Here is a 13,007-nt window from a genome sequence, read left to right as displayed (position 1 = left end):
TTAGTTCAAAATAATCTAGCAATAAATAGATGTAAAAATTAATTCCATTAGTATTATTGGTTTCATTTCCACCTAATGGCTATTTTATTACTATAAATAACAAATTTTTGCTGATCAAAATGCCTCACCTACTTGAAAATAAAAGCCGGTGCTATTGCGACCAATACCAAAATCTAATCGAATATTCATTCGTGGTTTAAATTCAAATCGGTAGCCTACACCAATAGTCGGTAACCAATGATTCGAGCCTAGTTTTGATGGTGAATCACTAAGTGTGCCTGCCCCAATCCAACCAACGATCCCATGGCGCCAATCCAACTTTCGGCGATACTCTAATTGGGTAGTAAAAACATTATTATCACGATAACGGCCTTCATAATAACCTCTCATTTGATTTCCATTACCCAACAAAGAAAGATGATCCCAAGGAACTGAACCTGAAGTAAAACGAGCATAATTATCAACGGCTAAAACACTATTTTCTGATAATGCGTAGTAGACAGAGTATTGTAATTGTGTGCTTTGAAAGCGATTATCGCTAGCTAGCTCTGGTGAAAAATAACTTCAAGGGCTTGACCATGCCGGGCATTAGGTAAGAAATCGCGTGAATCGTAATTGAAGTGGGCACTGATGCCAGAACTACGTATAGAGCTACCACCAACTGATTTGGCAAAATAATTTTTGCCACGATCATCTAAATCACTAGCATTGAGTAAAGAAAGATCCCAACCTAGCCCTATATAAGTGTTATCAATTATGCGATAAAGTACTCTTGGTCTAATAGCAAATTCTTGGGATTTATATTCCACTTTATTGTAATCATTTTTACCGGCAGAATAACCTTTTCCCCAATAATAGGTGGGAACATTATTTACAGTACCGGAAATAAATAAACGCCATTGTTCCGCAGATAAGAAATTATAATTATTAAAATTTAGCCCGAAAGCGCCAGTCGCTGAAGCAAATCCACTTAGACTCAATGATGAGGGTTGACTAATTTTATCATTTTTATCAATACGATATAAACCTACTAATGCGACACCAACGCCAGCGCTCATTTCTGGTGTATAAAAAGGACCTGGCAATAATCCCCAGTCGATAGTTTTAGTTTCATCAAAACGGTCTGCTCCCCCCAATTTTTCGAGCCCGCGATCTATATTTTGTCGTTCGGGAAAAATATTGGCGTAGGCCACCGTGGATACAATAAGTAAATTGATTAATATTAATCTTATGATGTTGCGATAAAAATTCATTAAAAATACAGCCCCCCTGGTAAATAAAAGTCATTACGGCTATTATTGGAGCCGATTTTAGAAAACATATTACAATTAGGTACTAATCCTAGCCTTACACTTATCGTTGTAATTTGATTTATTTACTAGATTTTATGCAATTTTGTAGTTAGTTTCTGAGCTTTTAATGTGGTATTTTTATATTGTGTCACTAAAGTTCAAAAAACATAATAATGACAATGATATAGAGATTTTATAAAATTATCAAATTTGGGATTAATTTATACTTGTAAAAGTATACTTATTAATAAGAAATAAAGAGTAACGTTTTAGATTATACTTGATGTTAAAAATTTGGTTAGTACTATTGTAAAAAATAAATTTTTACTTACTAAGTGAATTTTGTTTTTATGTTATAGTTGATGTGTATTTGAATATTTATTAGTAGATGTTTTCATTATAGAAAATGTTTACTAGATTAAAATAAACTATTTTATTTTTGTGAAATAATTTAAATACATTAATTAAGGAATTAAATAGATTAAAAAAGATATTTAACTCCTAATATAGCTTGTGTATCGCTATATTCTTTATTACCTAGCTGTTGAGAAAAATTTCCCCATAGATTCAAATTATTATTAATTTTTGCTTCTATACCCAATTTTAATTCAAATATATGACGGCTACCATCAATGCTAATTGGTGTAGTATCCATCATAGCACCATATTTTTTACTATTATGGAGCCAATTGGTTTCAATAAAAGGTTCAAATTTCCGATTTTTGTCTTTATCCGTGATACTCTTTCCTTTAAGATAAACCCGAATACCAAGCCGAGTTTGAATATTATCCTGCCCATAACTAGCTATTTTGGTACCATTTTTATCTATGTGTGTTTTGGCTTTTACTCCCATCCAGGTTATTTGAGCTTGAGGTTGTATATAGAATTTATTCAATAAATTATTTTGGGAAAGGTATTGGTAAATTTTAAATGTATAACCAGATTCAGCTGAAATGGTTGCACCGCGAGATTTATATTTTTCATTATGCTGGAAATCACCATGGGTTTCATTATCAAACCAGTTATATAGAGCCCATGAATCTACGTATAACCCAGTTTGATCTGACTGATTTGAATACCAAGTGCCATATAATCCTGCACTATAACCAACTGTTCTACCAATTGAGCCACTACCAGTAATGTTTGAGACAGTATCACTGCGGTGATTGGCGTATCCTACCATTCCACCTAAATGATAGCGGTTACATTCATTTGCTGACCACTGTGCTAAATCACCACCAATTTGAATTACAGAACGATTTGCCTGACTTCTTAGTTGATCATCACCCATTCTGGCGCGGTTTCTTCCAATAACGCCACGTATCCACATAGAGGTAACTTTATGTTCCATTGTTAGCGCATCTGTATAACGTGTTTCACCCAGACGATCATGTAATGTCATATGAAATAGTGTATTAGCGGCTTGAATATTTTTGATATAGCTTCCAAATTCAGGTCAATAAATAGGAGTTGTTGATTCTATTTCATTTTCAGTTGGATTGAATTGATGTGGTGACTTTTCTCTTGTTTTAATTAAAACGTTTGTGAGGTACCAATTTTTATTTGAAGTAGCTTTTGTGTGCCCGCCTCTTTGTAAAGTATAATCATATGCTCCAGCTACAGCGCGGTTGGCTAATTTAAATTCTCCTGATGAATTACCATTAACTTGTATTAATTCAATACCATTAACTGTTGATTCGCCTTTTCCATTAATATTATTAATTATTATTCCTGCTGTTCCTGAAGTATTACCTTTTATAATTAATTTATCTGTGGGTGATAAGTCATTATTTAAGGTAGTATTCATAACAAATTTACCATTTTTTGATGTTAAATTTTTATCAATATCTAATGTCAAAAAATTTTTTGCTGTCGGGGGAGCGAAATTTAGCTGGCTATTATCTGAATTTAAATTTGATATGTTAGAGACTTTGGTCAAATTCCATTGTGAATTATTATTCATTGTTATATTAGTTGTTGCTGTATTTTCTTTTAATGCACCACCAGAAACTTGAGTACCATTAATTAATGTTAACTGTAATTCTGAATTACCTTTTGCATTTATAAGGTTTATATCTTGATTTGTATTTTCCTGCTTAACATTGTTTAGAATAACATTACTTATATTACCTTCATTCTCCCCCATGATATCAACAACTGCATTTTTTGCATTAATAGTTGATTTGCTTATATTAATATAACTTGAACCATCTAAAGAAATTAAATTTCCATTTTTAGCACTTAACTTACTATTTCCAATGAAAATATTCGTTCCATTAATGATTGTATTTTAAATATTAACTCTTATTACTATATTTATTATTATAAACTGGAATGGATAAAATATAATTTTTATTTTTATTTTTATTTTTATTTAAAAAATGATATTTTTTTGGTGTTATAAAATAATTAAATTGGATTTATTAAAAATTAATAAATTTATATTTTTAAAATATATTATGATAAATTTTCTCATAATGAAGATTGAATAATTATATTTGATAGTAAGAAGTCATTTTTCTTGGATTCTTACCAGAAGAATTTTGTTTAGTTTCTATCTAACAATAGAATTTTTAATTATTAAATCTAAAAATTAGTTTTCTCTAACATAGAAAAAAGCCCTCCATAAAAGAGGGCAACAAAGACAGGGATGGTGTCTATGGCAAGGAAAAACTTCAATGATTACTTGCTACTTATTACTAGGCTTGTTACGAAATATTTAATATCTTGCTTGAGATAGCTGTTTTTGATGTTGCTTCTCCAGTATTATTTTTTGCTCGTGTGTTAATAATTTGTAAAATTGGTTATATATGCGAGCTATTTCAACTTGTTGTTCAACAATGTCTTGTGCCAGTTTTTCTGCTGTTACGCGAAAAGCAACATCATCAAAAATATCTGCTATCATCAAATTATGTAAAATTTCACGTTCTTGTCGCGAAACTCTATTTTTAAAGCTTTGTTGTCGTTGTGAAGCCATCAAGTCACGCATTTGCTGGCGTTGTCTTTCGCTTAATGTAATACCTTTCATTAAGGGGATAAATATATCATAGGGATTGCATAGTCTATCTCTTGTTATGTTACGCTTAGAAATATGGCTATCATATTTTACAGCCTGTATTTTTTCGGCAGATTGTGATGTTGCTATACTAACATCTGCTGCTTCGGCTAAAGCCGCTGTTGAGCCAACAATAAATAGCGATGATGTAAAAGTTATCATTGCCCAGTGACGCATTAATAATTTACTCCCGCCCTCTTTGAATAAAAATGTTAATATTATACTAACTATATCCGTGTGGTTGAAAACTAGCGTCAGAGCGTGCAAAAGAACGTAAAGTCATGGCATCGCGGCGATTCTTGTCGTATTTTGCTCTTGGAGGATATGACTAATGCATAAAATCTTACTTGTTGATGATGACCGCGAACTGACTTCGCTGTTAAAAGAATTACTTGAAATGGAAGGCTTTAGTGTGATTATCGCCTATGATGGCGAGCAAGCATTAACGCTTCTCGATTCAACAATTGATCTATTGTTACTTGATATCATGATGCCCAAGAAAAATGGTATTGATACATTAAAAGAGATACGTAGACAATATCAAATTCCGGTGATTATGTTAACTGCTCGTGGCAGTGATTTGGATCGTGTTCTTGGTTTGGAATTAGGTGCAGATGATTATTTACCTAAACCATTTAATGATCGTGAATTAGTTGCACGTATACGAGCCTTACTGAGACGTTCAAATTGGAGTGAGCAAAGTCAGGATAATCTTAATTCGTCAATTTGTCAGGTAGATGGTTTACAGTTAAACCCAGGACGACAAGAAGCGAGTTTTAATGGCAAGGTGCTCGATCTTACTGGAACAGAATTTACTTTACTTTATTTATTAGCACAACATCTTGGTCAGGTTGTTTCTCGTGAACATCTTAGCCAAGAGGTTTTAGGGAAACGTTTAACCCCGTTCGATCGTGCTATTGACATGCATATCTCAAATTTGCGGCGTAAATTACCTGAGCGGACAGATGGATTGCCTTGGTTTAAAACCTTACGTGGACGAGGGTATTTGATGGTTTCAGCAACATGATAAATAGTTTGACAGCCAGGATATTTGCCATTTTTTGGTTTACGCTGGCTTTAGTATTGATGTTGGTATTGATGGTACCAAAGCTTGATTCAAGGCAAATTACACCGCTGTTGGAAAGCGAGTACCGTCAAGGTCTTATGTTAGAACAGCACATAGAAGCTGAATTAGCTGGCGACCCAATTAATGATCTTATGTGGTGGCGCCGGCTTTCTAACGCCATTCAAAAGTGGGCTCCGCCAGATCAGCATCTTATCATGGTAACCAGTGAAGGACGGGTTATTGGCGCTATGCCCAATGAAATGCAGGTAATTCGTAATTTTATTGGGCAATCAGATAATGCTGATCAGCCGAAAAAGAAAAAATATGGTCGAGTCGAAATGTTAGGGCCATTTTCTATTCGTGATGGGGAAGATCATTACCAACTTTATTTGGTTCGTCCAGCCAGTAGTCCACAATCTGATTTTATTAGCTTGCTTTTTGATAGGCCTTTTTTGTTGTTAGTTGCAACAATGCTAATTAGTGCTCCCTTGTTATTATGGTTAGCATGGAGTTTAGCAAAACCTGCCAGAAAATTGAAAATGGCAGCAGATGATGTTGCTAATGGTAATTTACGTCAACACCCTGAATTGGAATCTGGTCCGCAGGAGTTTTTGGCGGTAGGAAACAGCTTTAATCAGATGATTAGTGCGCTAGAAGGAATGGTTAGTGCGCAACAACGGATGATTTCTGATATTTCCCATGAGTTACGCACCCCGTTAACACGTCTTCAATTAGCCACCGCATTATTACGCCGCCGACATGGGGAGAGCAAAGAATTAGAACGGATTGAAACTGAAACATTGCGCCTTGATGGTATGATTAATGATTTGTTGGTACTGTCTCATAGCCAACATAAGAATGAAATATTGAGACAAAATATTAAAGTTACCGATCTTTGGAATGATATTTTGGACAATGCTACGTTTGAAGCTGAACAGATGAATAAAACACTTAATGTAACGGCTTCTCCTGGTACTTGGACAATTTATTGTAACCCTCCTGCATTGGGTAGCGCGTTAGAAAATATTGTTCGTAATGCCTTACGGTATTCCCATAATCGTATTGAAGTTGCATTTAAAGAAGAAAATCAAGGTATTTTGATCACGGTAGATGATGATGGCCCAGGTGTATCAAAGGAAGATCGGGAAAAAATCTTTCGTCCCTTCTATCGAACTGATGAAGCGAGAGATAGGCAATCAGGCGGCACAGGTTTAGGGCTAGCTATTGTCGAAACAGCGGTTTTTCACCATAAAGGGTGGGTAAAAGCTTCTGATAGCCCATTAGGCGGACTAAGATTGCAATTATGGTTACCGCTTCATGGACGTTAATTGCTTTAAGTAAAAAGTTTTGTCATTACATTAATTGATGTTTTCAACGATATTGGCTTTATAACTACTTAGAATTATATTGATATGCTTAACAACTAAAAGTTATGTTTTTTATGAAAATTAGGCTTCTTATAGTAGACTACTACCAACCTTTATTTTGTCTAAAATATATAAAAGATTAAGAAAGTAGAAGGATATTTATGCTAACAATCCTCGGTGGCTCCGGTTTTATTGGTACCCGTCTTGTTAATCAATTAAAAGCACAATAAATTGAGTTTAAAATCGTTGATATTAATAAAAGCCAGGCACATCCAGACAACTGGCTATTTAGTGATGCCACTAAAGTAGAAACTTTATTGGAGCCATTAAAAGACACTTCCATTATTATTAATCTAGCGGCGCAACATCAGGATAATATGCATCCTATCAGTCATCTATTATGAAGTTAATGTGGATGGCGCGAAAAATGTTTGTCAGGTTGCTGAGCAGCTAGATAGTAAACATATTATTTTTACTTCTTCGGTGGCGGTTTACGGTTTTGTTGAGCAGGAAACTGGTGAAGATGGTAAATTTCAGCCTTTTAATGATTATGGTAAATCGAAGTTGGCGGCGGAAGGTGTCTATGATGACTGGCATGCTAAAGATAGCCAACGGACATTAGTGACTATTCGACCGACAGTAGTTTTCGGTGAGGGTAATCGCGGTAATGTTTATAACCTTTTTGGACAAATTGCTGCCTGGCAGTTTTTGATGATTGGTTCTGGCAATAATCAGAAATCGATGGCGTATGTGGAAAATGTTGCTGCCTTTTTATATTTTGTTACTAAATTAAAAGCTTGCCGTCATATCTTTAATTATGTTGATAAACCTGATTTCACCATGGATCAGTTAACCGAAATTATTTGTCTGGCATTGCAAAAACAGAAATCCAGTCTCCGTATTCCTTATTCGTTGGGCCTTTTGGCGGGTTATTGTTTTGATTTGCTCGCTAAAATAACGGGTAAAAATTTTCCTATAAGCAGTATTCGGGTTAAAAAATTCTGTGCTCGCACTCAATTTAAATCTAATAACATCGCTGATACGGGATTTGAACCGCCGGTAACCTTGGCAAAGGGGATAGAAAATACCGTTCAGTTTGAGTTTAAAAAATCATTAGATTAATAAAAAATTCTGTTTGCTTAATTGGGCACAATTGAAAGCGTTAACAGTGACAATGATTGTGTTAGAATACAGTACTTATTGTTGAGGGCTGTATGTTAAACATCGTTTTATTTGAACCTGAAATTCCACCGAATACTGGTAATATTATTCGTCTATGCGCGAATACCGGCTGTCAGTTACATCTCATTGAACCATTGGGTTTTACCTGGGACGATAAACGGTTACGGCGGGCAGGGTTAGATTATCATGAGTTTGCCGATATTCAGCGTCATCATGATTATTTTGCTTTTCTAACTAGTATTGCTTTGTCCAACGCGCATTGTCAGACAGCATCTGCTAACCGTTTATTTGCTTTGACAACCAAAGGAACGCCAAGCCATAGCAGCGTAACGTATCGGCCGGGGGATTATTTAATGTTTGGGCCGGAGACCCGCGGTTTACCTGCATATGTTCTTGATGAATTACCAATCAGTCAAAAGATCCGTATCCCAATGTTAGCAGATAGCCGCAGTATGAATTTGTCCAATTCTGTTGCAGTGGTGGTATTTGAAGCATGGCGCCAGTTGGATTACTCCGGTGCACTGTTGCGTGAGTAATTTTATTCACCACCGGTTGATGGCATGGTTAGATACCCTCACCAAAACCATGGATTGAGTTGCTAAAGTTTTGATCCATATCTAGTGAAGGTTTTTTGCTGTTCGGTGTTCCCACTTTGCGCGCTGGTACTCCTGCCACGGTAGTATGAGGTGGTACATGGTGTAGCACTACTGAACCCGCGCCAATTTTAGCGCCCTTGCCAATTTCTATATTGCCTAAAATTTTTGCTCCCGCCCCGATCATCACCCCTTCACGAACTTTAGGATGACGATCTCCACCTGTTTTGCCGGTTCCACCAAGGGTGACTGATTGCAGTATCGAAACGTCATTTTCAACTACCGCTGTTTCGCCTATAACGATACCTGTTGCGTGATCAAGCATAATACCGTAACCAATACTAGCCGCGGGATGGATATCAACCCCAAAAGAGACAGATATTTGGCTTTGCAGATAAGTTGCTAATGTCGTGCGATCCACTTTCCATAACCAGTGGCCGATACGATAAGCCTGTAAAGCATGAAAGCCCTTTAAATATAATAACGGGATTGAATATTTGTCGACTGCCGGATCACGTTGCACGATGGCTTTTAGATCACAAGCGGCATAAGCGATCATTTGTTTATCATTTTTATAAGAATCTTGAATAATCTCTCGAACGGCAATCGCTGGCATAATCGGGGTAGCTAACTTGTTTGCTAGGATATAACTTAACGCATTACCAAGATTATCATGTTTAAGTAATGTCGCATGAAAAAAGCTGGCTAATATTGGTTCACGGTTGGCTAAAATTTCACCCTCTTGCTTTATTATCGTCCAAATTTCCTCAAGTTGCTGTCGAGACATATTCACACTCTACTATTTTTAATGATCAAGAAGCACGTGTATCATTAGTTTCGTCTTTGGTTGCGCGGCTAAGTAATGTATTTGCCGCTTCGAGTACATTTTTATTACCGTACAGAACCTGATAGATTTGCTCGGTAATTGGCATATCTACACCAACACGTTGCGCTAATGCACGGACTTCTTTGGTATTTAAGTAACCTTCAACCACCTGACCAATCTGCTTTTCAGCTTCTTTAGTCTGCATGCCTTGGCCGAGCAACATGCCAAAGCGACGATTACGCGATTGGTTGTCGGTACAAGTCAAAACCAAATCACCTAAACCAGCCATTCCCATAAATGTAGAGGATTGAGCACCCATAGCGATGCCTAAGCGGCTGATTTCAGCTAATCCTCGGGTGATCAACGCTGTGCGAGCATTGGCGCCAAATCCGATACCATCGGACATGCCGGCACCAATCGCAATGACATTTTTGACCGCACCACCTAACTGCACACCGATCATATCTGGATTTTTATAAACTCGAAAACTCTTACCGCAATGGAAAAGTTGTTGTAGCTCTTCACTAAATTCTGCATTAGAAGCGGCTACCGCAATAGCAGTTGGTAAGCCGGCAGCCAGTTCTTTGGCAAAAGTTGGGCCGGAAAGAACAGCTAGCTGAATTTTATCTCCGAACGTTTCGCGGGCAACGTCTTGTAACAGGCGTCCAGTCCCGTGTTCGAGCCCTTTTGTTGCCCAAATAATGCGTGAGTGTTGCGTTAAGTAAGGTTGGATATTTTGCAAAACTTGATTAAATGCATGGCTTGGAACGACGATCAATATATTGTGGCTTGCGGTTATTGCCGTCTTCAGGGAAACTTCAGGTAACAAATTGTCTGGGAATGGAACGTCGGGTAAAAATGCTTGGTTGCAGCGCTCTTGTTGTAATTTTTTAATGTGCTGAGGATCATGTCCCCAAAGCAAAACGTGGTGGCCATTACGGGCAAGTGTAATGGCTAATGCGGTGCCATAAGAGCCGGCACCGATAACTGTCATCGAAACAGTGTTCATTAAGCTTCCTGATGATCTGCTGAATTTTCAGTTTCGGCAGTATGCTGTTGTTGTAGATAGTTCATAAACAATGCATCAAAGTTAACAGGCGCTAAGTTTAGTTGAGGAAAAGTTCCACGGCTAACTAAATTGGTAATACATTCACGCGCATAGGGAAATAAAATATTTGGGCAATAAGCGCCTAAACAATGAGCCATTTGGCTTTCTTCGATACCATCAATAGAGAAAATGCCGGCTTGTTGCACTTCGCACAGGAAAGCGGTTTCTTCAGCGACGCTGGCGGTAACCGTGACCCGTAAGATAACTTCATAAACATGTTCAGCTAATTCACTAGACGAGGTGTCTAAATCTAATTTGACTTCTGGTTGCCACTCTTGCTGAAAAATATTGGGGGCACTTGGTGTTTCAAATGAGATATCTTTAGTATAAATTCGTTGGATCTGGAATACCATCTCTTCATGACTTTGTTCTGACATAATGTTAATTACCTTTTAAATTTCCTTATGATATTGAATTGGATAAACATAATTGCTGATGTGTCCGATGAATTACTTTTTGCCGCGGGCTAGAGGTAAATTTTCGCTAGACCAGCCGGTAATTCCTTCTTTTAGAATAAAGACACGTTCAAAACCATATTGCACCAGTTGTTCAGCTGGTTTAGATGCTTCCATGCCATTTGCTGAGACAACAATAATGGGTTTTTGCTTATGTTTTTCCAATTCTCCGATATTATTGTCTTTAATCTCTGATGGCGTCAGGTTAATTGAATCAATAATGTGTCCTTTACGAAAATCGTCACGGGAACGTAAATCAATACTGATCGCTTCTTCTTTATTAATCAATTGTATCGCTTGGGCACGGGTGATATTTTTTGTTTTAGCGAACAAACCCTTAAAGGTTAAGATAATTACAGCGATCAGCAAAGCGATCCAGGCCAGACTGAGTATTGGATGTCGGCTAATAAATTGCATGATTTCTTGCATCATGTGGGGTAATTACTCCCGTAGTTAGTAATAGATAGATCTAGATTGCAAAGTATACCTTTGTCGCTGCGCAATTACAGCCAATTTGCAAAAATGACTAGGTTTTTTTGCAAATTAGTGTTCATACCGGCGATATTTGCCAGCGATATCAGTTAATTGATACCACTTAAAAAGTAGCTGAATGAAAGTAATATTAATAATAACCTATAGTTATTTTATAATTTGTTGTATAAATGAAGAAATTAAGTTTTTTCAGTATTATCCTAAAAGAAGCAGAAATGTTTACTAATTATATTAATTGTCAATAATTTTAAGTGATATTGTTTCAGGATGCTGAACTAAGATGAACAATACCAGCCGATATGGTTTAATCCTAATCCTTTTGGCTCTACTAAAGAGAGTAGTGGTTAAGTCGTTACTCTGTGTCTCGCTATTTCTTATCTGGCCATTGATTACCACAGCCAATCCCATCAGTGACAATAAAGTAAAACTGAAAGATCTGTTATCAAATATTGCAGAAAAAGAGAAAAGTGTTAAACAGCAGCAAGCTGAAAGAAATCATTTACTTGATCAATTGAAAAATCAGGAAAAAAATATTGCTGCTGCTGGACGAGCATTACATGAAACACGGAAAAAACTTTCGCAGTTAGCAAAAGAACTAACGCAATTAAATGAAAATATTAGCCGTTTACAACAGCAAAAACAGCTCCATGAAACATTATTAGCTAAGCAGCTCGATGCCGCGTTTCGATTAGGCCAGCAAAAAGGGATTGAATTGTTATTTAAAGGTGAACAAGGACAACGAGAAGAGCGTATTTTAGCCTATTATAGCTACTTAAATGCAGCCAGAGAGCAAACGATTATTAAATTGCAGCAAACAACGACCTTACTTGCTGAGCAGAAACAACAAAAGCAGCAAACGCAATTGGCACAGAAAAAAAACTTAGCCAAACAAGATCAAGAAAAGAAAACGCTAGATTCGGCGCAGGATGCTAGAAAGAAAACTCTGATATCGTTGGAATCGACTTTAAAAGCGGAGCAAAAAAGTTTGGCGGTGATGAAACGTAACGAAACACTGTTGCGTAGTAAAATCGCTAGAGCTGAACGAGAGGCAAAAGTTAGAGCGGAAAGGGAAGCGAAAGAGGCGGCACGTATACGAGCAAAACAACGACAGGCACAGCAAAAAGGAACCACTTATCGTCCAACTGAAGATGAGCGGGCTCTGATGGCGCGTACTGGCGGTTTAGGCCGTCCTGTTGGTCAGGCTCTGTGGCCGGTTCATGGCCAGATCCTTCATCACTATGGTGACAGTATTTCCGATGAATTACGCTGGAAGGGTATGGTAATCAATGCCGCTGAAGGAACAGAGGTTAAAGCCATTTCTGCCGGCCGTGTTTTACTGGCTGATTGGCTACAAGGCTATGGTTTGGTGGTGGTTATTGATCATGGTCAGGGAGATATGAGTTTATATGGTTATAACCAGAGTGCATTGGTGAATGTTGGTCAACAGGTTCGTTCGGGTCAGCCTGTTGCGTTAGTGGGTAGTAGTGGTGGACAGCAACGTTCCTCACTCTATTTTGAGATCCGTCGTCAAGGTAAAACCGTTAATCCACAGCCTTGGTTAGGGAGATAAC

The 13,007-nt window shown here is 37.1% G+C and carries 9 protein-coding genes and 3 pseudogenes; 5 read left to right on the top strand and 7 right to left on the bottom strand.

What is annotated here, in order from left to right; all coding sequences use genetic code 11:
• Nucleotides 1-114 precede the first annotated feature (114 nt).
• The 3 genes and pseudogenes from WH390_RS09050 to WH390_RS09040 form a co-directional block, all read right to left on the bottom strand.
• A pseudogene (locus WH390_RS09050) lies at nt 115-1,253 on the bottom strand (hypothetical protein).
• Between the two features lie 520 nt (nt 1,254-1,773).
• Nucleotides 1,774-3,255, bottom strand: a pseudogene (locus WH390_RS09045) (autotransporter outer membrane beta-barrel domain-containing protein).
• Nucleotides 3,256-4,011: 756 nt separating this feature from the next.
• Complete coding sequence (locus tag WH390_RS09040; protein ID WP_032115779.1) at nt 4,012-4,524, bottom strand: Spy/CpxP family protein refolding chaperone; 513 nt, start codon at nt 4,522-4,524, stop codon at nt 4,012-4,014.
• A gap of 154 nt (nt 4,525-4,678) precedes the next feature.
• Between WH390_RS09040 and cpxR the strand changes: the two genes are divergently transcribed.
• The 4 genes and pseudogenes from cpxR to trmL all read left to right on the top strand — a co-directional run bounded on the left by cpxR (nt 4,679) and on the right by trmL (nt 8,498).
• Nucleotides 4,679-5,374 (top strand): envelope stress response regulator transcription factor CpxR, encoded by a 696-nt coding sequence (cpxR, locus tag WH390_RS09035; protein WP_032115780.1) that lies wholly within the window; start codon nt 4,679-4,681, stop codon nt 5,372-5,374.
• Nucleotides 5,371-6,741, top strand: coding sequence for an envelope stress sensor histidine kinase CpxA (gene cpxA / locus WH390_RS09030; RefSeq protein ID WP_032115781.1), 1,371 nt, complete (start codon nt 5,371-5,373; stop codon nt 6,739-6,741). The genes cpxR and cpxA overlap by 4 nt, the downstream gene beginning before the upstream one ends.
• Nucleotides 6,742-6,941: 200 nt before the next feature.
• Nucleotides 6,942-7,902, top strand: a pseudogene (locus WH390_RS09025) (NAD-dependent epimerase/dehydratase family protein).
• 92 nt (nt 7,903-7,994) lie between these two features.
• A complete protein-coding gene (gene trmL / locus WH390_RS09020) occupies nt 7,995-8,498 on the top strand; it encodes a tRNA (uridine(34)/cytosine(34)/5-carboxymethylaminomethyluridine(34)-2'-O)-methyltransferase TrmL (protein ID WP_032115782.1) in 504 nt (167 codons plus the stop codon).
• 28 nt (nt 8,499-8,526) lie between these two features.
• On the opposite strand, the gene cysE is transcribed toward trmL, so the two are convergent.
• The 4 genes from cysE to WH390_RS09000 all read right to left on the bottom strand — a co-directional run bounded on the left by cysE (nt 8,527) and on the right by WH390_RS09000 (nt 11,376).
• Nucleotides 8,527-9,342 (bottom strand): serine O-acetyltransferase, encoded by an 816-nt coding sequence (cysE, locus tag WH390_RS09015; RefSeq protein ID WP_032115783.1) that lies wholly within the window; start codon nt 9,340-9,342, stop codon nt 8,527-8,529.
• Between the two features lie 25 nt (nt 9,343-9,367).
• Nucleotides 9,368-10,390 carry an NAD(P)H-dependent glycerol-3-phosphate dehydrogenase gene (gpsA, locus tag WH390_RS09010; RefSeq protein WP_032115784.1) on the bottom strand — a complete coding sequence of 341 codons (1,023 nt, stop codon included), beginning with the start codon at nt 10,388-10,390 and terminating at the stop codon, nt 9,368-9,370.
• Nucleotides 10,390-10,866, bottom strand: coding sequence for a protein-export chaperone SecB (gene secB / locus WH390_RS09005; protein WP_032115785.1), 477 nt, complete (start codon nt 10,864-10,866; stop codon nt 10,390-10,392). The genes gpsA and secB overlap by 1 nt, the downstream gene beginning before the upstream one ends.
• 72 nt (nt 10,867-10,938) lie before the next feature.
• Nucleotides 10,939-11,376, bottom strand: a complete 438-nt coding sequence (locus tag WH390_RS09000; RefSeq protein WP_032115786.1) for a rhodanese-like domain-containing protein — start codon at nt 11,374-11,376, stop codon at nt 10,939-10,941.
• A 340-nt stretch (nt 11,377-11,716) separates the two neighbouring features.
• Between WH390_RS09000 and envC the strand changes: the two genes are divergently transcribed.
• Nucleotides 11,717-13,006 carry a murein hydrolase activator EnvC gene (envC, locus tag WH390_RS08995; RefSeq protein WP_032115787.1) on the top strand — a complete coding sequence of 430 codons (1,290 nt, stop codon included), beginning with the start codon at nt 11,717-11,719 and terminating at the stop codon, nt 13,004-13,006.
• Nucleotide 13,007 lies beyond the last annotated feature (1 nt).

This window comes from Candidatus Arsenophonus nilaparvatae, from assembly GCF_045346035.1.
GTDB classification, from domain to species: domain Bacteria; phylum Pseudomonadota; class Gammaproteobacteria; order Enterobacterales; family Enterobacteriaceae; genus Arsenophonus; species Arsenophonus nilaparvatae.
This window is presented reverse-complemented; position numbering and strand designations above follow the sequence as displayed.

What these genes read in the sequence shown, in the direction of transcription:
- WH390_RS09040 (WP_032115779.1), bottom strand. Translation starts at nt 4,524, where the DNA reads ATGCGTCACTGGGCAATGATAACTTTTACATCATCGCTATTTATTGTT.
- cpxR (WP_032115780.1), top strand. Translation starts at nt 4,679, where the DNA reads ATGCATAAAATCTTACTTGTTGATGATGACCGCGAACTGACTTCGCTG.
- cpxA (WP_032115781.1), top strand. Translation starts at nt 5,371, where the DNA reads ATGATAAATAGTTTGACAGCCAGGATATTTGCCATTTTTTGGTTTACG.
- trmL (WP_032115782.1), top strand. Translation starts at nt 7,995, where the DNA reads ATGTTAAACATCGTTTTATTTGAACCTGAAATTCCACCGAATACTGGT.
- cysE (WP_032115783.1), bottom strand. Translation starts at nt 9,342, where the DNA reads ATGTCTCGACAGCAACTTGAGGAAATTTGGACGATAATAAAGCAAGAG.
- gpsA (WP_032115784.1), bottom strand. Translation starts at nt 10,390, where the DNA reads ATGAACACTGTTTCGATGACAGTTATCGGTGCCGGCTCTTATGGCACC.
- secB (WP_032115785.1), bottom strand. Translation starts at nt 10,866, where the DNA reads ATGTCAGAACAAAGTCATGAAGAGATGGTATTCCAGATCCAACGAATT.
- WH390_RS09000 (WP_032115786.1), bottom strand. Translation starts at nt 11,376, where the DNA reads ATGATGCAAGAAATCATGCAATTTATTAGCCGACATCCAATACTCAGT.
- envC (WP_032115787.1), top strand. Translation starts at nt 11,717, where the DNA reads ATGAACAATACCAGCCGATATGGTTTAATCCTAATCCTTTTGGCTCTA.